This is a genomic window from Sphingobium sp. FG125, from assembly GCF_057809795.1.
In genome coordinates this window covers 1-19,606 of record NZ_JBMDKQ010000035.1, presented here as the reverse complement: position 1 = coordinate 19,606, position 19,606 = coordinate 1, and the positions used below count along the sequence as shown (strand labels likewise).

Here is a 19,606-nt window from a genome sequence, read left to right as displayed (position 1 = left end):
CTACCGGCCATCATAGTCGCCGCTCAACCGGCCATCGTAGTTGTCGCCGCGCACCGGTCCCCATGTTACGATCGAGCCGTTTGAGATTGTGAGCACTGGAGACGGCGCGCACGAGGTTGCGGCCGCCTTTCCGGGCATGACCGATTTTCTCAACTTCGATCATGATGACCCGGCATAGTCGACTGCCTATTCCGGGAGCTCCGCCTCGCGCAGCACACGCATCACCTCCCGAAACACCCCTTCGAAGGGGGGCAGATCGCTCATCTGTTGTTGCAAACGTCCCGTCCAGAGCGTGCCTAAGCGCTTTTCCTTGTCGGCAATGGCGGCGGTTACGCCATTCGGCGAGCGTTTCCGAAGGGCGAGCTTTTGGGTGAACTCGCCGAGATATTCCGCTGGTCGGATGTCACGTTCCTCGAGCAGATTCCAAAGATCGTAGAGATCACGCGGCTCAGTGCGAGCCTTGTCCGATAGGGCCGCCAGCTTCTCGATGAAAATCTCCGCCAGACTGTAGGCCAGAATGGTCGGGCCTTCCGGCAGGTCAGCAAATTCGTCGAAGGTCCGCAGGATCGGGCGCTCGGCCAGCGGAAAGCAGAACACTTCGTTTATCGTGATATCGACTTTTACGTCGCTACGCGCGGGCAGGGGGCCTTTGTAACTCAGATAAAAGGTGTGGGTGTTCTGATGGCCGTGCCGGTCTGGCCGGTCGTAGGTCATGTTGATCCCTGACGCCGCCTCGACGATGGCAAAGATCTCGTCCAGGCCGGAGAGGATAGCGTCCAGCTCGATCGGCTTGATCAGCGAATAATCGAGATCCTCGGAAAAGCGGTAATTCTCGAACCAGCAGCGGCGCAGTGCTGTCCCGCCCTTGAAGGCGAGAAATTCGCGCAGAGGATGCTGGGCCAGACCGGTCAGGAACCAGGCCAAGCAATAGTCGCGTTCGATCACCGCCTCGGGCACGCGGCGGCCGCGCGGTTTGAGAAGGCCGTTGGCGATACGGGAGAGATCGCGCTGGGGAATCATCAACTGCTCCGGATTATATCGAGTTCGTCGGGCTCGACGTTGAGTCGGATGCGCCATCGTGCCAGCATCCGGCCCTCATTGGGGAACAGGGGATCGAGACGCTGATAGGTCGGGGTCAGCCGCGCGCGCAGCGGCTCCAATGCGGCCGCATCGGCCAGTCCGTAGAATTCCAGCAGATAGCCCAGGCGGCGTATCACCGCGCCGACACCGAGGCGAAGCGCGTAGTCGATCATCAGTTCGACCCGCAGCGTATCGCGCTTCATCCAGAGCCCCTTGGCGACCTCCGTGACGCCGCCGACATATTGGGGATGGTCGAGACCATCGATGATGGTCCGCTCGGGATCGCTGATCCTCACTTGCTCTTCGGATGTGATCCAGATCTCGGTCAGGCCGAAGAAATCCTTTGGTTTGACGTCGACGAAGCGGAACTCATACCCGTGGATGTGCTGCGGGCGCAGCCGTTTGGCGCAGGAGACGATGATCGCCAACTGCGGTTGGGTGACCATGCGGTGCAGCTCGAGGGCGCTGCCGTGGGAGATGAAGTAGGGCGCGTCGCCAACCAGAGTCCTCGCGATGAGGTAGGGATCGCTCACATGCTCTGTGTCGCGGCCCCGCTCGAAGGGCACCAGATTATAGAGGCCTGGCTTGAGGCGCGTGACGATGCCGCGCGCTTCGGTGTTGGCAACGAGGCTGCGTGCCGATGACGGGCTCAGACCTGTGATCTCTGTGACGTCGGCGAGCGAAAAGATCGGCTGACGGCGTTCGTTGAGTTCGACGATCAGCTGGGCGGCCCGAGGTCCAAGCGTCTTGAGATTATATCCTTCGCGCAATTTGAGCCTCTGTGAGCGATGTCCGGCGCGTTCGATATAACGGTGATTCTACTACCTGGCAAGTTTGTCGCATTCTGCGGGACGGGTCGCGCGCATAGTATATATTCGGCAGGCTCGAGTTGCACCCCTCGTGGTTTATCAGTCACGATCAATGACCGGCCAAGCCGAACAAATGTGCCGGTTCTTAAACCAGGAGGCGATCGCCGGACCCGTTTGTCGCAGAGGGGCTACAGCACAAAAGACCGATTCCCAGTCACCGGGAGCGGCTGCGTTCCTGAGGCTTGGGCTCGCGACCGGGACGAGGGTTGGGGGGCATAGCTGGGTCGCGGCCGCGGACCACATCCTGCCTGATGCTGGGGGCGGCATCCTTGACTATTGCCGGTCGGATGTTCCGCCCCGCCGCGATATGCGCATCGAGCTGCGTGCGGGCGACTGTCATCACCCGCGCAACCGCCTCGGGATTGTCGAACAACGTCCGTCGGATTACCGCTTCCATCACGCGCATCTGGCTATCGGCCGCACGATCGTTCGGCGTGCTGCCACGATCGCCGCGCCGGGCATCCGGTCGTTCCAGCCCACTGCCGTCGCTCTGGCGGTCCATCCCGGTTGACCGACGGACGACATCGACTTCACGGGCTGCCATGGGCGCGATCGTATTGCGGCTCGTCTCCCCGCGCAGCCGGTCGAGCTCCTGGAGATCGCGATCATTGGGCTTGTAGCCACGGACCTCGAGCCTCTTTTGACTAGCCTCGATCCAGACCGATCGCCGAAATTCTTCCGAGCCCGTGACGTGAATCCGATCCCAGTTACGGTGTTGCGCGATCGCCACCAGATCCTTGACGACCTCCTGGCTCTCCGTTGCTGTGACCAAGCGCCGCCCCTGATCGCGAAACGCAGGATCCTTTGCTTGCGCCGTCGTGAAAAAGGCGGGCTCGCCCGACCACTTTGCCTTGTCGGCATAATAGCGCTTCCGCACGCTATCCGGCACATCGCCCGCCTCGAGGGAATGCACCTTGGGCGCACTTCGTGACGCACCGACAGCGCCGGCATGACCAGGCGCTTCAGTGGGAGCATCCTTTGGTCCTCCGGGCGCAGATTTTTCCGGCGCAGCCGCCCCAGGTGCCGACGTCTTGCGTCGTTCGGCGTCATCCATGCCAACGCTGTTGGCAATGGTCCGGGTCGTACCGGGTTGCTTGGAATCATTCTCTGCCATGGTCACGCCTCTCGGTCACAAATGCTGGAGATTGGGCGCCGGCACCCACGGGTTCGAGAACGGCCCGGGCCGTCATCGCCGTGACAAAAGCGATAGCGGCCTGTTCGTCACCGGGCGGTGGTAGATCCACCATGTCGCCCAGCACCAACATGTCATCGGTGATTTCGGCAAAGCCCGACAGTTCATCACCGGTGAGCGCGCGCATGCCAGGTTCCGCCCGCTCTGTCGGCGCGATCGCCGGACCGTCGCTCAACAAGGCTGCCTTCTTCGCGCTAAGGGCTTGTGCCAAAGGATCACTGCTGCTCGCCTCCCCTGCCAATTCGGTGGGCGACGACACGGCGTTGATCGCGATTGGACGGGGCGCGACCTTGGGTGGGTCACTGATCCGGCTCGTGAAGCGCTTCGAGCGAAAATACTCGATCTTGCGACCTCGAACCGGCGGAATGCCGCCGCGCATCAGCAGAAGCTCGCCCTTGGGCATCTGCATCAATTCCTGCGGCATCATCAGCGCACGGCGCTGGTCTGATTCTGATATGCTGCGATTGGCGAGCAGGCCATGAATCGTCCGGCTCTTCGATTTGACGTTCATCGTCAAATAGCCAAGCCGCTCGGAGAGTTCGTTGGCGACCTTCAACTCCTTGGGCGTGAACACGATCTCCAGTCCGCAATTGGCGATGATCTCGTCGGTAACGTCAGCGCCATAGATACCGCGGGGCTGGGATCGGCTCTGGATGACTGGCAACAGGCGAAGCCCGTAGCCTGCAACGTAGGAAAAAGCCGATGCGATGACCGGCGCCTTGCCGAGGCGGGCGAATTCGTCGAGCAGAATGAGCACCGGCACGCGGCCGCCATTCTCAGGCAGTTCCCGCGTATTCAGATCGATCAGCTGCTGGAGGAAGAGGTTATACACGGGCGCGATGCGGTCGATATTGTCGGGCGACACCCCAAGATAGATCGATATCCGTTCGCGCCGGACCTGCCGCAGATCAAAATCGGTCTCCGACGTTGCGGCATCGACATAGGGATTGAGCCACAGATTGAGCTTCGAAGTGATTGTCTGTTTGATACCGGAGAAGGTGTTGTCCGACGCGGAGGTGAAGTCACTCAGCGCCGACACACAGGCCTGGCTCAGCCGCTGGCCGCGCCGCTGGGCCTCTTCGACGACCTTCGGCAGTTCGACCTTGGGGTCGCCCGTCGTCAGTCGCCGATAGATTTCGCCAATCGTGAAGGGGAGGGCGGGATTGGCCGCGACGAGCGCGCCGACGCCGACAAAAGCCGCCCGCGCGGCTTCCGCCCAGAACGGATCAGCCTTTTCCGGGGCCGGAAACAGCATGCCGCCGATCTTCTGCAGTTCATTGATCACATCGGTGTCGTCGAGCCGGTCGATGAAGCTCAAGGGATTGTAGCGGGCGCTCCGGCCGTCGGGATCGAGTGGGTCGAACAGATAAACGGCCTGGCCATGCCGTTCCCGGAAACCTGCGGTGATGTCCCAATTCTCGCGCTTCACGTCGAGCACCACCACCGAGTCTGGCCAACTCAGGAGATTGGGGATCACCACGCCCACGCCCTTGCCGGCGCGCGTCGGCGCCTCGAGCAGGACATGCTCGGTGCCGCCGAAAACGAGATAGCGGCCGCCCTTCTGCCCGACGATGATCCCACTGTTGCTGCGCAGCTGTTCACGCCGGATTTCGCTTTCACGCGCGAACCGTGCCTCGCCATGGAGCGTGCGCCCTCGCTTCAGGATGATGAGCAGGATGACGAATGCGATGGCACCACTGACCAACGCACCGCGCGCCAGCCACAAATGCAGGAGCGGATCGCCGCGGTAATACCAGAGCCAGACGGGTATCGCCGAGATCTGCATGCGCGGGCCGATCTGGTTCAGGCCGACGAGGGCGACCAGCACCGCGCACAGGGCGCACGCCAAAAAGGTCACCGCGAGCATTGCCGCAACAATTGCAACCTTAGTGAGCGGTCGTGCGTCCGACAGCCGGATCAAAATACACCTCCTCGACTTCGAATTTTCCGGCGCGCTTGCGGGTCTGGACGACGACGTCGACGAGCATGTGCAAGAGCCCACGGATATCGTCGCGGGCCAGATCGCGTCCGCCCTCGGATTCCTTCACCAGCAAGGTGAGCTGCTCGAACGCACCCATCGCCGAGCCGGCATGGACCGTCGTGATCGAACCTGGATGGCCCGAGTTGACGTTGCGCAGGTAAAAGAAGGTGGTGCCGTCCCGCAGCTCCTGCAAGAGGATGCGATCGGGCCGCATGCGCAGCGCACTCTCGAGCAATTGCTTGGGGCCGACCTTCGCCAGCCCCTGTCGCTCGCTCGAATAGACCATGTGCACGACATTGCGATGCTCGACGACGAGCTCGCGCGTATCCTCGATCGTGAGCAGCCGCTCGTCCGGCGGGATCAGCTGGATCAGCGCCTTGGCAAAGGTCGTCTTGCCCGAGCCGGTCGCGCCGCTCACCAGAATGTTCTTGCGGGCGGCAACGGCCGTTCGGAAGAAAGCTGGCCAATCGCCGGCATCGCGCTGCGCGATCAGCTGCGCATCGACTTCGCCAAGGCCTTGCGCGGCGGCGCGCGTGCCCGTGAACAGCCCCGAATCTGCGAGCTGGTCGATCGCAAGGGTTACGCGCGAAGGCTTGCGGACAGTGAAGGACGGCGCGCCAGTCGGCGTCACCGAGGGAATGACGATTTGACAGCGCTCGCCCCCTGGCAAGATGGTCGAGCAGATCGGCGTCTCCGCATTCACATCCTGCCGGGTGAAGCTTGCCGCTGCGACGGCGAGCGTCGCGAGCCATTCGCTATCGAGCTCGGCGACATTGTGCCAATGCCAGCCCAGATGGTCCTCGATGCCAACCTCGCCGGGCTTGTTGATGACAAGCTCCGTCACCTCGACCGGCTCCAGCAGCGGCAGGATCGGCGCGAGATAATGGCGCAGAACAGCGGTATCGCTCATCCTCAGCGCCGCAACTCGAGATTGTAGACGTCGGCGAAGTTGAAGTCCTTGGCCACGAATATCCCGACCTCCTCGCCCTGGTTCTTCTTCAGCACCGGACGGATGTTGATGCTGTTCTGGAGCGCGATGCTCGCCCCCTCGCTCGGCGTGCGCGTCGTGTTGTTGAAATTGTTGTTCCCGCCGGAGACGGACTGCCCCGCGATATAGGCGGCGTCGTCGACCAGCGAGAGTAGCAGTGCGCTACCGAAGCGCGCCCAGAAGAAGGTGTCCACGGACCCTGCGATGCCTGCGCGGCCAAGGGCATCCGACCCCGGCGAAGCCAGGTCGATGCGCACGCCCTGCGGCGTGACGGCGCGCGTCCACAGCACGAACAGGCGGTTCTGCCCTTGCTGGATGCCGCCGTGATATTCGCCGAGGACTTTGGTGCCCTTCTCCATCAGCACGACGCGGCCGTTCTCCGAATAGACGTCGCGCGGGATCAGGCACGAAGTGTACCCTGGCTGCGCCGAATTCATGGCGGTCTGCAGAATGCAGGGAATCAGCGTGCCGGCTGTGACGAGATAGTTGCGATTGGGCAGCATCGAGGCGCGTGCCTCGCCAACGGCCGAACTCTGACGAAGTGCATCGAGCGCATTGGGCGCGCTGCGGGCGGCCGGATCGGCCGAGCCGTCGCCAGCTGTGCCCGCATTGCCGGTGTCGGGGCCAGCCCCGTTAGAACCCGCTGGAGCTTGGAGCGCGTCGCGGCCGCCATAGGCGATCAAAGTTGAACGACGCGCCTGATCGGCCAGGTTCTGGCGCGTGTTCTGCGCTGCCGCCGCTGGCTGCGCTCCGGGTTGTAGTGCCGGTACGATCTGTCCATCTGGGCCAACGGTCGGCGGAGGATTAAGGACAGGCGCGTTGGGGTCAGCGCCCACGGCGCCGAGCGGCTTGGGTTTCGCTGCGACAGCATCATAGGCGACCGTTTCGCGCGCCGCGAGATCGGGTCGTTTGGCCATTGCCTCGGGCTTTCCCATCAAACTCGAGCCCGTCTTGCTCGGTCCCGAATTCACCCACAAAATGCCAAGCACCATCGCCGTCCCGGCGAAGATCAGGGCGGTATTCCGCTTTGCCGGCGTCATCCCACCGATCGGATCGATACCGCGTTCGCGGATGATTTCGTCGCGTTCAGGTGTTGGATCGCCCTGCGGGCGGAGAGGGGCCTCGGCCGCAATCTCGTCCATCGCACTCACTCCTTCGGGTCTTGTATGGTGCGCTCGACATGCGGCGATGCGGTGTTGGTGCCGTGATCGACGCCATAAGGTGTCGGCGCGAGATTATAGATGCAAAGCACCTCCCGGTTCCGGCGCAGGCGCAGTTGAGCCGCCACGGCGTGGACGACTACGAACTCGTCGCGGACATCGAACGGGACCAAGGACTCCGAGTCGTCCGGTCGCACCAAATAGATCGCCGGGATTTCATGGTTGCCGGGGAAACGCAGGACCGTGAACTGGCCGTTGTCGGAGATCTCCGACGGCTGAAGATCGCTGGCACCCTGGACCTTGTAGTTCAGATTGCGCGGTCCATCGATGACGCCGTGGTCAAGGGCGCCCCGAACGGCACTCGCCTGCAGCACGGCAACGCGCTGCGCCTCCTGGGTGGCGCGCATGCGAGCGGCGCGATCGGCTTCATCGCGCGGGTAGCGAAACCGCACCTGGAAGAATGTGTCGCGGCTCCCGCTGCTGATCGGTCCCCGGCGTGCTGTTAATTCGAAGGCGTAGTTGCGCAGCTCGCCGCCGCGATTGGTCGTGACGATGAGGTTGGTCGGTCCCGCCCGCTCGCGGGGCTTCAGGAACAGGATATGTCCGGCAACCGCCACTTCCCATGAGATGGTGTCGCCAAGCGCAACATGTTCGATCGTCTCATCGGCGCCGAGCACCACCTGGGTCGCCGTCCGAAATGTGCCGACGATCCGGTAGACCTGTGTCTCCTGATATTCGACGAACTTCACGCGCGGATCCGCCGGGCCACCGCGCGGGGTGTCCTCCGCGAGGGCAGGTGTCGCAATTATGGCGAGAAGACTCGCGATGGAGAGAAGGCGCTTCACCGCACCACCTCAGGGTCCGCGCGGTAATTCTCGACCTGGAAGCCCAATGGATTGCGATAGCGGTCGCCCTCCGCCATCGGCGCATTCGTGTATCGGAAGGTGACGGTCGCGATCCAGTCGCTGCTCTGCGTATCGGTGTCCGTCTGCACCTTCCGCGTGAAGCGGACGTTGGCCACACGATCGTTAATGAAGGCGATATTGCGCACGCGGGCCTGGACGACCGCACCCTTGCCCCAGACGACCTGTGGGCTCGCGGGGTTGTTCGAGCTGAAAAACCTGCCCCAGCGCTGCTGCTCGCCTGGTTCGGACAGGATGGTAACAGCGCGAAAATTCTCCTCGGCCGCCGCCGGCAACCAGCTCTCCCTCGCCCTGACATATTGTGCGAGGAAGAATTTCGTGACCGCCTCATCATAGCGCATCGGCTTCTGGGTGAGGGTAGTCTGCACATCAACCGCGCCCGTCGTCTGATTGACGCGAATGATGTACGGCATGACCGTCTTCAGCGGGGCAAGGCCCGCAAGTGCGAAGCCCTCCGCGGTCGCGGCAAGCAGCGCCAAGCCGGCCACGACCCAGGCGATGCGTTCGGATCGCAACGATTTGCGCTGACGGTCCTGATCCCAGGATCGGGCATGCCCGAAATAGAGTTCGGCGTCCTTGGCCGGCACGCCTTCGGTCTGGCTCCGCATGATCAGCAACTCCTAAAGATGCCAGGGATCGCGCGCGCGGACGTTTTCTCGGGACGGGAGGCGGGAACGGGCGGGGGCGGCGTGCCGGCATCAACGGGCTGTTTGATCTGCGGCACGGGCGGCGGGGCAGGGGGTGCCACAATTGCCGGGAGCGGCGAGCCCGGCAGAACGCTCCCGTATATGTTCACCTCGCGCAGATGTTTGCCGTTGCACACGGGTAGTTTCTTTGGCCCCGATGCCCCTTGGGCGAGTGACGGGATCAGTGCGATGACGACGGCTGATCGCCGGAGCGCGCGGACTATCGTGGTTGTTCTCGTCAAAGGGGCTTCCTTCCTCATGCGCGGCTCACCGAACCACCGCGCTGGGCGGCACGTTCGAGATTGCGACTGTTGCGAGCGCTGCGGCGTTGCTGGAACGGTGCCGCCATGGTTCCCCAGGCCGAGCCGGCAAAAGCGCCGACGCCGGCCGCAGCGCCCCCCGCAATGCCGGTCGCGATCGACGGGGCCTGAAAGAAGAATATCGTCCCAAGGAAGATGTAGACCGCAAACAAGACAGCGCCGATCGTCACGTCCGGCGTGCCTTCGGCCGCAGTCAGCGCCGTGGCACCAAGATCGGTGATCAGAGCAGTGATTGCGATGATCACCGCCATTAGGACGATGTAGTTGAATACCTGCCCGAGCCATCCGTAGAAGAGGCGACGCGTGGTTTCGAAGAGCGATAACGCTATGAAGATCGGACCAAGCGCGATCACGATGGCGAGCGCCACCTTCGCGAACACGGTTATCGCAAATCCGATTGCTGCGGAGAGGCCCGCCAATCCGTAAATCGCCACCGCCAGCGTGAGTAGAACGAGCTTCCACGGATTAATGTCGAGATAGGTCGCGGCTTCGGTTCGGATGATCAAAACGAGGGAATCTACCTGACCAAAATAATCGTCGAACACCGAACCGACGCTAGTGATGGTCTTGCCCGCCAGCGCCTGTGAGATGGCGTCCGGCATCCCATGAAAGAGCGGATTCGTGATCCACTCGGAGTAGGCGACGGTTGTGGCTGCAACATAGAGGAGGCAGAGCTTCACCATCCGGTACACCAGCTCGCCCCAAGGCTCGCTGACGATACCGCGCATCACCATATAGCCGAACAGCGCGATGTAGATGACCAAGCCAAGCGCCAGCGGTCCCCGCACGACATCGATGACGTTGTTGAGACGCTCGTTCAGGAAGAGATCGAGCTTCCCGTCGATGTTGGTGTAGATATCCGCGAAGAGTGTGGACGCCATGGCCAATTCCCCGCCTATTTGTGACCCAGCGAACGCTCGAGTTTGTCGGCGTTTTCGACGTCTTTCGCGTTGCTGCACTCCTGGGCGTCGGTGTGCGTGCCATTGGCGCACGCAGCGAGGATTTCAGATCGCAGCTTGGTGTCAGATTTCAGGTCCGCCTTACCGGTAGGCTGCCCACAACCGGTCATGATGATGACAGCCATGATTGGGACGAACGCAGCCATCCGCTTCATGGTCGGCGGCCCAGGCTCTGCTCCAGCTTGGCGAGCCCGGCCTCGTCATCCCGTTGGGAGCGCAACCTGGCCTCAGCAGATTGCCGCATTTGAAGCGCCTGAAGCTGCACCGCGTCGTTCTGAATGTGGGCATTCTCCACGCCGACACGGGCTTGGATATCCATCACGTCCTTCGCGTCAGACGCAGTGTCCAGCGACGAGCGCAGTTCCTCAAGACCCGTCGTTCGCTGGGCGGTGACGCCATATGCTGCCTCGGCAATCGCCGCGTCACGCGCTGCCATTTCGCCATTGCGGGAGATTGAATCGCGGCTTGAACGCTCGAAAGCGGTCGCGTCAGGGCGGAGCGCAGGAAGATCGACCCGGTAATTGCTGCGAATCCGATCTGCGGAAGATCCAAGACTGCCTAGGCCTGTCGTGTCCGAAGACATAAGGCGCTGAATGTCCCGTGCTTCGCTTGGCAAGAGGTGACGAACGGCGTCGGTGTTCAGAGACGAGGCAATCTGATTGACGTTCGTCAGCTTGTTGACGCTGTTGAACATGTCGGTGGCCTGGGAAATCTGCTGCTTCCCCTGTTCGATCATGGACAGGGTGTTCTTCACCGTCGAGAGCGTCTGCAGGAACGTGCTGGAATCATAGACCGGGATGCCCTGCGCGAACGCCGGCACCGAGATCGCCAATCCGCCGACAACCGCCAGCGCTCGAATTGCTCTCATGACCTTATCCTTTCCTTCTGGTGGTGGCACGGCGGCGCTCGTGAAAGACGGGCAGCCATTGGCTGGGATAGTCGCCATGTTCGCGGCGAACCTGATCGAGGATTCCGACGGTTTCGGTGGTGCCCGAGAGCACGGCCAGCTCGTCGGACAGGCCGCCGAGATCCAGTTCCACCACGATGGAATCGTGACCCTGCTTGACCAGAAACCGCCGGCTTTCGGGGATTAGATCGTTTCTGATGAGCTTGAACTCGGCGCGGGTGAGGCCGAGTCCATCGATATAATCAACCTCCCGGCCATGGGGGTTGGGCAAGAGGATCTTGGTGGCGACCTGCTCCATGATGCTATGCGAGATGTCCGATCGCAGAGCGTCAGCCGGGCTTTGCGTCCCGAACACCAGAAAGGCATTCTGCTTTCGGTAGGTCTTCAGGCCATCCTGCGCGAAGGCGCGGAACGCATCATCGCCCAGCGCCTTCCAGAACTCGTCGATATCGATCACGAGGCGACGGCCATCTAGCAGCGCATCGATCCGATGGAACATGTACATCATCAGCGGCGCGCGGATCTCGGGATTGTCCAGAAAATCCGTCATGTCGAAACCGATGAATCGGGCCTCGAGAGTCAACTCATCCCGGTCATTGTCGAACACCCAACCAAGTGCGCCGCCGCGCGACCATTTCTCAAGCCGAGCGCCTATCCCTTCCGGATCGCGCTGTCCGAGCAATTGACGAAGCGCAAGAATGGACCGCTCCTTCGGGGGAAGGCGTCCGATCGAGAGTATGCCCTCGTCGATCATCCTCTCCTGCGTGACGCCGAGCTGTTTGCCCGATGGGGTCACCAGATGACGGATCAGCCTGCCGAGGAAAACGATGTTGCCCGGGGTCTGCTCAAGCGCGCGCAGCGGTGCAAACCCGGTCGGCACCCCATTGCGCAGCGCCAGATAGGTGCCGCCGGATGACCGCACATAGATCTCGGCCCCTCGGTCCTTGTCGATGAAGATCTGCTGCGCACCGGTTTTCTCCAGCTGCGCCATCAGGAAATTCTGGACGACGGTTTTGCCGCCGCCCGACGGGCCGATAATCAGCGTGTGGCCAAGATCGTTCACATGGAAGTTGAAATAGAAGGGAGACTGAGCCGCGGTCTTCATCAACGCGATCGCGGCGCCCCAATGATTGCCATCGGGCTTGCCAGCTGGGAAAGTGTGGAATGGCGAGAGCGCAGCAAAATTGCGTGACGTGATAGCCGCAGGCCGCGCACGCCATGCGAAGTTGCCAGGAAGCTGCGACCAGAAGGCGGCCTCCAGCGCCGGACCCTCCCGAGCGGCAACCAGACCCGCGTCGGCAAGGGCGGCCCGTGCGGTCGAGAGATTTTCGGCCAGGCGTTTTTGATTTTCACCGAAAACCGCGAGCGAGAAATGATGTTCGCCCAGGACAAAGCGATTGCTCTGAAGATCATCGGCCGCGTCGGCCAGCTCAAGCGCTTGGCTCGCAGCGGCATCTTCGGTCGATGCCATCTGGTTCTGCCGACGGCGCAAGCGCTCCGAGGCCCGCGCTTTGCCCATGAACGCGAAGGACTGTGTGACGACGAACGCGAAATCCTGGCTGAGGAGCGCGTTCATCTGTCCTGGCCGCGTCATGGCCGGATATTCGCGGATCCCGAAAAGGCCGACGAACCGGCTCGTGTCATGCGCCCGCACCTCGGCCGTCTCGCGACCGAAGATCACCCGTTCCCCATAGATGGCGGAGCCGAGATGGCCTCGGACCAGGGGCACCCTGCCAGCGCGGCCCATCATCACCAGTTCGAGCACCTCGAGCGGCTGCGAGAACATCAGGCCATTATGCTCGTACAAGCGGAGGCGTTGGGGCCGGCAGCGTGCGAGGAGCTTCTCAATGTCACGCGCTTTATCCTCGAAGCGCGCAAGCTCGTCCTCGTCGACTTCAGTTCCCTCCTTGCGTGCCGATGCTAGACGTCGAAGCAGCACGCCGGTACGATCGGCCGACCCAACGGATGGACGCATGATGAGCGTCAGGTAGAGCTCGTTGACGAACATGCGCTTGGCGGTCACCCGCGCGCGGTATTTTGCATCGAGATCGGCCGCAAAGGCCGAGCGAAACTCGCCTTCGGGATAGTCCGTGATTGGCCGGCGGACGATATGGGTCCAGATCGCGATGCGATCGTCGGCGATGTTGCGCAACGTGCCGTTGAGCTTTTCGTGCCAGTCGTTGAGATGGGTTGGGTCGGCGGTCTCGAATGCGAGGCCGTCGAGCTTGAACATCATCATGAGGTCGCGCCCGTCGAGCGCAATGACGCTGTCGTCGATATGCCGCGCATAAGGGAGATAGCGCGCGGGGTCCGCCTCGTTCTTGAGGATCCGCCACGGCGTCCGGGCGGCAGCGCCGCCCAACGAGTTGGCCCGACTAGCCATGTGCAAAGCCCCGGCGTTTCGCCCCCTCGACCGGCAGGGGGGAGTAGGAGCTGCCGCCCCACCATCCCCGGTTGCGGCAGCGTGCCTTTGTCATTGTCCAGAGCCACAAGAGGCGAAAGGCGTTTGCGTCGTGTCGCACGATTAGCCTGGCTATGGCCAGAAAGGCTCCGGCTAGGGCGAAGGCGTAAAGCGGGTTGCCGGTGATGATGAGCGTCAGGCACGCCGCCAGCGCGATCGGCAGAGACGCTTCGATCGGAACGCCCAACCACATTGTCGGCCGGGTCACGGCCAGGAAGAGCGTTTCTTCCCTAAGCTTTTCGTCTTCCATCCCAGCGCACTCACGCGCCGCCAGTGATGGTATCGACGATCCACTGCGCGCTGAACACGATGAAGATGCCGACGATGACGGTGACCAGGAGCCCCAGGCTCGCTCGTCCGGTGAAGAACATGAAACCCACGATGACGACGGCGATCACCGCGATCGTTTTGGCAAACGTGCCGGTCAGCCAGGTCTTGATGTTCTCAGCCATCGAGGTGACGCCGTCGGCCGCCTGGGCATGGGCCGGATCGGTGAGCAGGAGCGATACCGCAATGACCGCGACAAACAATGCCAGATACTGCGCGAACGTGCGCCGGCGCGGCGTCAACCATATCTTGAAATTGGTCGCTAAGGCAGTCATTCGGCTTGTCCTTTCGGTGAACTGTTGGATGCTCCCCCAAAGACCATCAATGATGCCGTCTGCGCCCCCGCACTGGTGTCCCATGCCTCTAGGACACGCGGCGAGCGAACACCCGCCGAAGGTTGCGTAAATGAGGGTTCTGGCGTCACGCGCGCGGGCAAAGCGGCGGGTTCTGGGATCGCTCGACGCCTGATCGCTGGCACGACGACACTCGACGACGCATAGACGCGGCCGACATAGCCATTTCCAAACCCGCGGGAACGACTACCCGTGTTGTACATCGACATGGCGATCGCGATGGCCGCCTCTGTAGAAGGGCTGGAGCGCGCGACGCTGAGATAGTTGGAAGCCAGCACGCGTGCGGCTGCGGCGAGATTGCGGCAGGGATCGAAGGCGTCCTCGACCGACAGGCCAAGCCACCTGAGATTTGCACTGTTGATTTGCCCCAGGCCAAGATCGATGTTGTAGCCGCGGGCGATCAGCGATCGCGCGGCTGTGGCGGCGGACGCCCGATCGCCGGGATGTGGTGCAGCGATGCCCTTCGCATTTACGCCGATGGCGTAAGGGTTGAAATGACTCTCGGTGTGGACGACCGACACAAGCGTTTCGACCGCAACTGATGGTGCGCATTGCTGCGCCAGTCCGACCACGGTTGCGAGCTCGAGGATCACTGTGGTGTGGTCCCGGGTTCGCTGGGAGACACTGGTAAGCTTTCAATATTCGCAAGCGAATAGGATTGCTGCCGCCCGTCGGTGAACGTCATCACCACCCGGCGCCGCGAAGCGGAATCACGATCATAGACCTTGGTCTTCGCAACGCCGCCACCGGAGCAGCCGGGGAATGAACCGCCCAATGCCAGACGCTCCCAGAGCTTCACCATAGGCGGCACGCAGGCGGGGTACTGGGTCGCACCGCCCGGGTTCGAGAGGCAAAGCAAAACCTGGCAGCCCAGATCGTTGGCGGACGCAGGAGCCCCCTGGGCGGACATCGCCACGATCGGCACGGCAAGGGCAAGGCGCAGGCGCTGCATCTGATTTCTCCGCTTTTCAGCGCCGCTGCATTAAAATGCGCCGACCACTCTCCGTTGAAAATCACCTCTCTTTTGAACCCGGTGAGGCAATTTCGGGCAATCCCCCCACAAAGGGGGGAGGGGAGGTAGAAGGTCGTGCAAGACGGCAGGAATGCAGGGCGGCGTTGATCGCCAGCCGCCTCTTGAGCCTCAAGTCGGAGAGACGCGAAGCGCCAATTCGCTATCGTGGGGAGCGACGCTGCTAGACGAGCGCGTCGATGTTCAGATGTCCGTCTCGGACCGCGCGAAGCACGAGCTGGGTCCGGCGACGCACGCCATACCGCCGGCGCGCACCTTCGACATATTCATGGACAGTGTCGCGGCTCAGACCCAGAATCTGTCCGATTTCCCAGTCGCTCTTGCCCTGTGCCACCAGATCAATGCAGTCGATCTGGCGCGGGCTGAGCGCTATCGGGACGTTTGCCAGTTCATCGGGACCGAGAAGGGCTCGAGCCTGGTCGAACGCAACCGTGCCAATCAATCGAGCAGAGAGAAGGTCCGGGCCTGAGATCGTCTCGTCGCCTTGCCGCGCTACGGTAAACATCGCGTCAGGCTCATCGCGCATCCTGATCGGCATAGTAAACCCAGATGCCAGTCCATGCGCGCGACCCCGTTCAAGGATCGAAAGCTGGCGGGCATTGGGCGCGATATAATCGCCGATTTGATCCCAAGTGAGCCCGGACACGGTCTTGGCGCAGGCGACGTGTACGGGATCGTCAAGATGGAGGCGCGCGTCTATTACGGGGGTTGAGTAGCAACGGAACAGAAAACCTACATAAGGCAGCACGCCTCAAGGCCGCGGGCCATTCCGGAAGGGCGCGAAGTGGTGGTTAGCTGCCGTCCCTCCGACGCCCCTTGATCCAATTTGTTAGCGACCGAACACCCAAACCAACCGCTGCGGCTATCGCGATTGCCCCACCTAGCAGCGGCCAGTCTAAGCCTCTGTGGCATTCGGCATCTGGCGCACAGTCGCCGAGCGAACTCACGATGAAGACGACCCCGATGAGGGGAACACCGACAAAGGCCGCCATACCGCAGCCGATCTTTCCACCTAGCGTGCTGCTGTCCCGATACTCGCTCATGGGCTCGAAGCTATCGCTTTCCGCGACGTCCGCAATTGGGGCGGAAGCGGCCGTCTGGTTTTTCCAATAAACCCCGGTTTGATGCGAAGCGGGCCGGCGGTTACGATCGGACCGCTGGATGACCCTCAATCTCACATCTACCCATCCAGAAACCTATAGCCGGTAAACCCATCCTTCGATAGATTAATGAAAGAAGGAGCGGACGTCGATGCTGATCGGATATATGCGGGTGTCGACAGGCGAGCAAAATCTCGATCTGCAACGCGATGCGCTGGATCGTGCCGGATGCGGCCGGGTGTTCGACGACGTGTGCTCGGGCCGTGCGACCGAACGGGCCGGGCTCGACAAGGCACTCGACATCATGCGTGATGGCGACACCCTCGTAGTCTGGAAGCTCGACCGGATCGGACGGTCGCTACCCCACGTCGTTGGGCTGGTCGGCGATCTGCAGAAGCGCGGGATCGGCCTTAAGGTGCTGACCGGCGATATCGACACGACGACCGTTACGGGCCGGTTGGTGTTCGGTATTTTCGCGACCCTGGCCGAGTTCGAGCGCGATCTGACCCATGAGCGCACAATGGCGGGGCTGGCCGCGGCCAGGGCGCGAGGCCGTGCAGGTGGTCGGCCGCGGGTCATGACGAAGCAGAAGCTGAAGGCCGCGATGGCGCTGATGGCGGATCGCGACAATGCCGCACGCGATGTTGCGGTCCAACTCGGCGTATCAGTGTCGACGCTTTATGCCTATGTCGATGCGAAAGGTCAGCCGCGAGAGCGGGCCAGCGAATTGCTGGGCAAGCGCGGGGTTCAGCCTAAAATAGCAGCATAGGCCGAGCAGTGCCGGTCAGCTTTCTCTCGGACGAGCAGGCCCTGCGCTATGGTCGCTTCGTCGGCGATCCTACATCGGAGCAGTTGGCGCGCCATTTTTATCTCGACGATGCAGACCGGACGTTCATCGGCGCGCACCGCGGCGATCACAACAGGCTCGGCGTAGCGGTACAGCTTGGCTCTTTGCGGCTGCTCGGTACCTTTCTCGAAGATCCGGCACAGACACCGGCGTCGGTCACGCGGTTCGCAGGCAGCCAGTTGGCGATCGACGAGCCGTGCGAACGGATGGCGCAATATTGCGCGACCAAGGGACGATGGCGGCACGGCCCGCGCATCCGCGACCATTATGGCTACCAAGTTTTCTCCGATCCACGCATCGCGTTCCGATTGCATCGTTTCCTGTACGCGCTGTGTTGGACGGGCACCGATCGGCCATCGGCGCTCTTCGATGCAGCGGCGACGTGGCTGATTGAATGCAAGGTGCTGTTGCCAGGGCTGTCCGTCCTCGAGCGCGATATCGCACGAGTCCGCACACGGGTCGCCACGCACGTTCATCGCCGTCTCATCGACAGGCTGACGTCGGAGCAACGCGCCCGGCTCGACACGCTGGTCGCCGTTATTGGCGACGGGCGGCAAAGCCCGCTCGATCGACTGCGTGACGGTCCATACCTGCAAAGCGGCCCCGAGATCAGCCGCGCCGTTGATCGCCTTACCGAAATCCGCACGTTCACAGCGGGCTTGCCCGAACTTGATCGGGTGCCACCCGGCAAGGCGGTCGCATTGGCGCGATTTGCCGGTGCGGCGCGGGCGCAGGCCGTGGCCCGACTCCCCGACGATCGGCGCGCTGCCACCCTCGTCGCGTTCATCCGCACCCTCGAAGCGTCGGCCAGCGACGATGTCATCGACCTGTTCGACGTCGTGTCGACCCGAATGTTTTCCAACGCGCGCATCAACGCCAGGGATGCCCGGATGCGTTCGCTGCGTGATCTCGATGCCGCATCGCTCCGGCTTCGCGATGCCGGCGTTGTGCTGCTCGATGACAGCATCAGCGATGCGCAGGTGCGCGCGGCCGTGTTCGCGCTCGTCGATCGGACAGCGCTGACCGACGCCGTCGCACAGGTGAACCTTCTCGCGCGGCCGAACGACGAGAGCTATTTTGTCGAGTTGCGCCGGCAGGCCGGGACGATGCGCTATCTGCCGAAGATGCTGGCAGCGCTCGATCTTGCAGCCGCGCCCGCAGGACAGCCGCTGCTCGACGCGGTCGACCACTTGCGAAGGGTTCACAGGGGCGAGAAGCGCCGTGGACCGGCACCAACATCGTTCGTCCCCAAGGGGTGGGGGCGCCAGTTGAAGAGTGATGACGGTACATTCGATCTGACCGGATACCGGCTTTGTACGCTCGACCGGCTACGCCGCGCCATTCGCCGTCGCGACGTCTTTCCTGTTCGCTCGCTTCGCTACGCCGACCCGCGCAAAGGCCTGCTGACAGGAGCCGCCTGGGAAGCGGCGCGACCGACGGTATGCCGCACGGTCGGCGTGGCGGTCGCTGGCGACGAGGAGATCGCCAGGCTGTCCGCGCGGCTCGATCTCGCCTACCGCGAGACAGCGGCGCGCGTACCGGACAACGATGCCGTGACCATCACGAAAACGGCGAGCGGCGCCGACCTGTCGATCGCACCGCTCGACAGGATCGACGAGCCACTCAGCCTCACCGATCTCCATAGGGCAATCGACGCGCGCTTGCCGCAGCTGGATCTTCCCGAGCTGATCCTGGAGATGCATGCGCGAACCGGTTTCGCGGCGGCGTTCACGCATGCCAGCGAAGGCAATGCACGCGCCGAGGATATAGCGACGACGATCTGCGCGGTGCTTGTCGCGGAGGCCACCAATACCGGATTCGAACCGCTTGTCCGTCCCGAGGTGTCCGCGCTGCGCCGGTCACGGTTGAGCTGGGTGAAGCAGAACTTCATCCGCGCCGAGACGCTGACCACAGCCAACGCGCTGCTGGTCGCGGCCCATAACAGGATACCACTGGCCCGCGTTTGGGGCAGCGGCGAGGTCGCCTCTGCCGATGGACTGCGTTTCACCGTGCCAGTCCGCACGATCCACGCCGGCCCAAACCCGCGCTATTTCGGGCGCGAACGCGGCATCACCTGGTACAATCTGGTTTCTGATCGCTTTTCCGGGCTGAATGCTCTGACGGTGCCCGGCACGTTGCGCGACAGCCTCTATCTGCTTGCCGTCGTGCTCGACCAGGAAACCGAATTGCGGCCAGGCGAGATCATGACCGACACAGCCGGCTACACCGACACGATCTTCGGCATTTTTCACCTGCTCGGGCTCCAGTTCTCGCCGCGCATCGCCGACATTGGCGGCGCGCGGTTCTGGCGTGTCGATGGCAAGGCCGATTATGGCGTGCTGGATGACCTCGCCGCGAATAGGATCAACACCAGGCTGATTGTCGAACATTGGGATGATCTCCTTCGACTGGCCGGATCGCTC

Annotated in this window: 18 protein-coding genes and 1 pseudogene; 2 read left to right on the top strand and 17 right to left on the bottom strand. The window is 62.6% G+C overall.

Annotated features, from left to right (window positions below; all coding sequences use genetic code 11):
* Nucleotides 1-186: 186 nt before the first annotated feature.
* From ACODSR_RS20255 to ACODSR_RS20175, 17 genes and pseudogenes are all read right to left on the bottom strand, one after another.
* Nucleotides 187-1,020 (bottom strand): nucleotidyl transferase AbiEii/AbiGii toxin family protein, encoded by an 834-nt coding sequence (locus tag ACODSR_RS20255; protein ID WP_489055921.1) that lies wholly within the window; start codon nt 1,018-1,020, stop codon nt 187-189.
* On the bottom strand, nt 1,020-1,850 hold the full coding sequence (locus tag ACODSR_RS20250; protein ID WP_489055922.1) for a type IV toxin-antitoxin system AbiEi family antitoxin domain-containing protein: 831 nt from the start codon (nt 1,848-1,850) through the stop codon (nt 1,020-1,022). Before ACODSR_RS20250 ends, ACODSR_RS20255 begins: the two co-directional genes overlap by 1 nt.
* Nucleotides 1,851-2,103: 253 nt before the next feature.
* Entirely contained in the window at nt 2,104-3,003 is a 900-nt protein-coding gene (locus ACODSR_RS20245) for an LPD7 domain-containing protein (RefSeq protein ID WP_489078353.1), read from the bottom strand.
* 46 nt (nt 3,004-3,049) lie between these two features.
* Entirely contained in the window at nt 3,050-5,008 is a 1,959-nt protein-coding gene (locus ACODSR_RS20240; protein ID WP_489055963.1) for a type IV secretory system conjugative DNA transfer family protein, read from the bottom strand.
* A gap of 19 nt (nt 5,009-5,027) precedes the next feature.
* Nucleotides 5,028-6,032 (bottom strand): P-type DNA transfer ATPase VirB11, encoded by a 1,005-nt coding sequence (gene virB11, locus ACODSR_RS20235; protein ID WP_489055924.1) that lies wholly within the window; start codon nt 6,030-6,032, stop codon nt 5,028-5,030.
* A 2-nt stretch (nt 6,033-6,034) separates the two neighbouring features.
* Nucleotides 6,035-7,252, bottom strand: a complete 1,218-nt coding sequence (gene virB10, locus ACODSR_RS20230; protein WP_489055925.1) for a type IV secretion system protein VirB10 — start codon at nt 7,250-7,252, stop codon at nt 6,035-6,037.
* Between the two features lie 5 nt (nt 7,253-7,257).
* Nucleotides 7,258-8,115 (bottom strand): P-type conjugative transfer protein VirB9, encoded by an 858-nt coding sequence (virB9, locus tag ACODSR_RS20225; protein ID WP_489055926.1) that lies wholly within the window; start codon nt 8,113-8,115, stop codon nt 7,258-7,260.
* Entirely contained in the window at nt 8,112-8,801 is a 690-nt protein-coding gene (locus ACODSR_RS20220; protein ID WP_489055927.1) for a VirB8 family type IV secretion system protein, read from the bottom strand. The genes virB9 and ACODSR_RS20220 overlap by 4 nt, the downstream gene beginning before the upstream one ends.
* Before the next feature lie 334 nt (nt 8,802-9,135).
* The gene (locus ACODSR_RS20215) at nt 9,136-10,080 is read right to left on the bottom strand and encodes a TrbL/VirB6 family protein (RefSeq protein WP_489055928.1); all 945 of its coding nucleotides are present in this window, start codon (nt 10,078-10,080) and stop codon (nt 9,136-9,138) included.
* A gap of 14 nt (nt 10,081-10,094) precedes the next feature.
* Nucleotides 10,095-10,313 (bottom strand): EexN family lipoprotein, encoded by a 219-nt coding sequence (locus ACODSR_RS20210; RefSeq protein WP_489078352.1) that lies wholly within the window; start codon nt 10,311-10,313, stop codon nt 10,095-10,097.
* Complete coding sequence (locus tag ACODSR_RS20205; protein ID WP_489055930.1) at nt 10,310-11,026, bottom strand: TrbJ/VirB5 family protein; 717 nt, start codon at nt 11,024-11,026, stop codon at nt 10,310-10,312. Before ACODSR_RS20205 ends, ACODSR_RS20210 begins: the two co-directional genes overlap by 4 nt.
* 4 nt (nt 11,027-11,030) lie before the next feature.
* Nucleotides 11,031-13,448 (bottom strand): VirB4 family type IV secretion/conjugal transfer ATPase, encoded by a 2,418-nt coding sequence (locus ACODSR_RS20200; RefSeq protein ID WP_489055931.1) that lies wholly within the window; start codon nt 13,446-13,448, stop codon nt 11,031-11,033.
* The gene (locus tag ACODSR_RS20195) at nt 13,441-13,776 is read right to left on the bottom strand and encodes a VirB3 family type IV secretion system protein (protein WP_489055932.1); all 336 of its coding nucleotides are present in this window, start codon (nt 13,774-13,776) and stop codon (nt 13,441-13,443) included. The genes ACODSR_RS20200 and ACODSR_RS20195 overlap by 8 nt, the downstream gene beginning before the upstream one ends.
* Nucleotides 13,777-13,786: 10 nt before the next feature.
* Nucleotides 13,787-14,128 (bottom strand): TrbC/VirB2 family protein, encoded by a 342-nt coding sequence (locus tag ACODSR_RS20190; protein WP_489055933.1) that lies wholly within the window; start codon nt 14,126-14,128, stop codon nt 13,787-13,789.
* Nucleotides 14,125-14,799: a lytic transglycosylase domain-containing protein gene (locus tag ACODSR_RS20185; protein WP_489055934.1), complete on the bottom strand. Its 675-nt coding sequence runs from the start codon at nt 14,797-14,799 to the stop codon at nt 14,125-14,127. Before ACODSR_RS20185 ends, ACODSR_RS20190 begins: the two co-directional genes overlap by 4 nt.
* Nucleotides 14,796-15,158, bottom strand: a complete 363-nt coding sequence (locus ACODSR_RS20180) for a hypothetical protein (RefSeq protein WP_489078351.1) — start codon at nt 15,156-15,158, stop codon at nt 14,796-14,798. The genes ACODSR_RS20185 and ACODSR_RS20180 overlap by 4 nt, the downstream gene beginning before the upstream one ends.
* Before the next feature lie 241 nt (nt 15,159-15,399).
* Nucleotides 15,400-15,939, bottom strand: a pseudogene (locus ACODSR_RS20175) (autoinducer binding domain-containing protein); the annotation flags it as partial.
* A gap of 548 nt (nt 15,940-16,487) precedes the next feature.
* Between ACODSR_RS20175 and ACODSR_RS20170 the strand changes: the two are divergent.
* Nucleotides 16,488-17,105, top strand: coding sequence for a recombinase family protein (locus tag ACODSR_RS20170; protein ID WP_115381963.1), 618 nt, complete (start codon nt 16,488-16,490; stop codon nt 17,103-17,105).
* A gap of 8 nt (nt 17,106-17,113) precedes the next feature.
* Nucleotides 17,114-19,606 (top strand): Tn3 family transposase (locus tag ACODSR_RS20165; protein ID WP_489078350.1); only part of this gene is annotated, 2,493 nt, incomplete at its 3' end.

What these genes read in the sequence shown, in the direction of transcription:
- ACODSR_RS20255 (WP_489055921.1), bottom strand. Translation starts at nt 1,020, where the DNA reads ATGATTCCCCAGCGCGATCTCTCCCGTATCGCCAACGGCCTTCTCAAA.
- ACODSR_RS20245 (WP_489078353.1), bottom strand. Translation starts at nt 3,003, where the DNA reads ATGGATGACGCCGAACGACGCAAGACGTCGGCACCTGGGGCGGCTGCG.
- ACODSR_RS20240 (WP_489055963.1), bottom strand. Translation starts at nt 5,008, where the DNA reads ATGCTCGCGGTGACCTTTTTGGCGTGCGCCCTGTGCGCGGTGCTGGTC.
- virB11 (WP_489055924.1), bottom strand. Translation starts at nt 6,032, where the DNA reads ATGAGCGATACCGCTGTTCTGCGCCATTATCTCGCGCCGATCCTGCCG.
- virB10 (WP_489055925.1), bottom strand. Translation starts at nt 7,252, where the DNA reads ATGGACGAGATTGCGGCCGAGGCCCCTCTCCGCCCGCAGGGCGATCCA.
- ACODSR_RS20220 (WP_489055927.1), bottom strand. Translation starts at nt 8,801, where the DNA reads ATGCGGAGCCAGACCGAAGGCGTGCCGGCCAAGGACGCCGAACTCTAT.
- ACODSR_RS20215 (WP_489055928.1), bottom strand. Translation starts at nt 10,080, where the DNA reads ATGGCGTCCACACTCTTCGCGGATATCTACACCAACATCGACGGGAAG.
- ACODSR_RS20210 (WP_489078352.1), bottom strand. Translation starts at nt 10,313, where the DNA reads ATGAAGCGGATGGCTGCGTTCGTCCCAATCATGGCTGTCATCATCATG.
- ACODSR_RS20205 (WP_489055930.1), bottom strand. Translation starts at nt 11,026, where the DNA reads ATGAGAGCAATTCGAGCGCTGGCGGTTGTCGGCGGATTGGCGATCTCG.
- ACODSR_RS20200 (WP_489055931.1), bottom strand. Translation starts at nt 13,448, where the DNA reads ATGGCTAGTCGGGCCAACTCGTTGGGCGGCGCTGCCGCCCGGACGCCG.
- ACODSR_RS20195 (WP_489055932.1), bottom strand. Translation starts at nt 13,776, where the DNA reads ATGGAAGACGAAAAGCTTAGGGAAGAAACGCTCTTCCTGGCCGTGACC.
- ACODSR_RS20190 (WP_489055933.1), bottom strand. Translation starts at nt 14,128, where the DNA reads ATGACTGCCTTAGCGACCAATTTCAAGATATGGTTGACGCCGCGCCGG.
- ACODSR_RS20180 (WP_489078351.1), bottom strand. Translation starts at nt 15,158, where the DNA reads ATGCAGCGCCTGCGCCTTGCCCTTGCCGTGCCGATCGTGGCGATGTCC.
- ACODSR_RS20170 (WP_115381963.1), top strand. Translation starts at nt 16,488, where the DNA reads ATGCTGATCGGATATATGCGGGTGTCGACAGGCGAGCAAAATCTCGAT.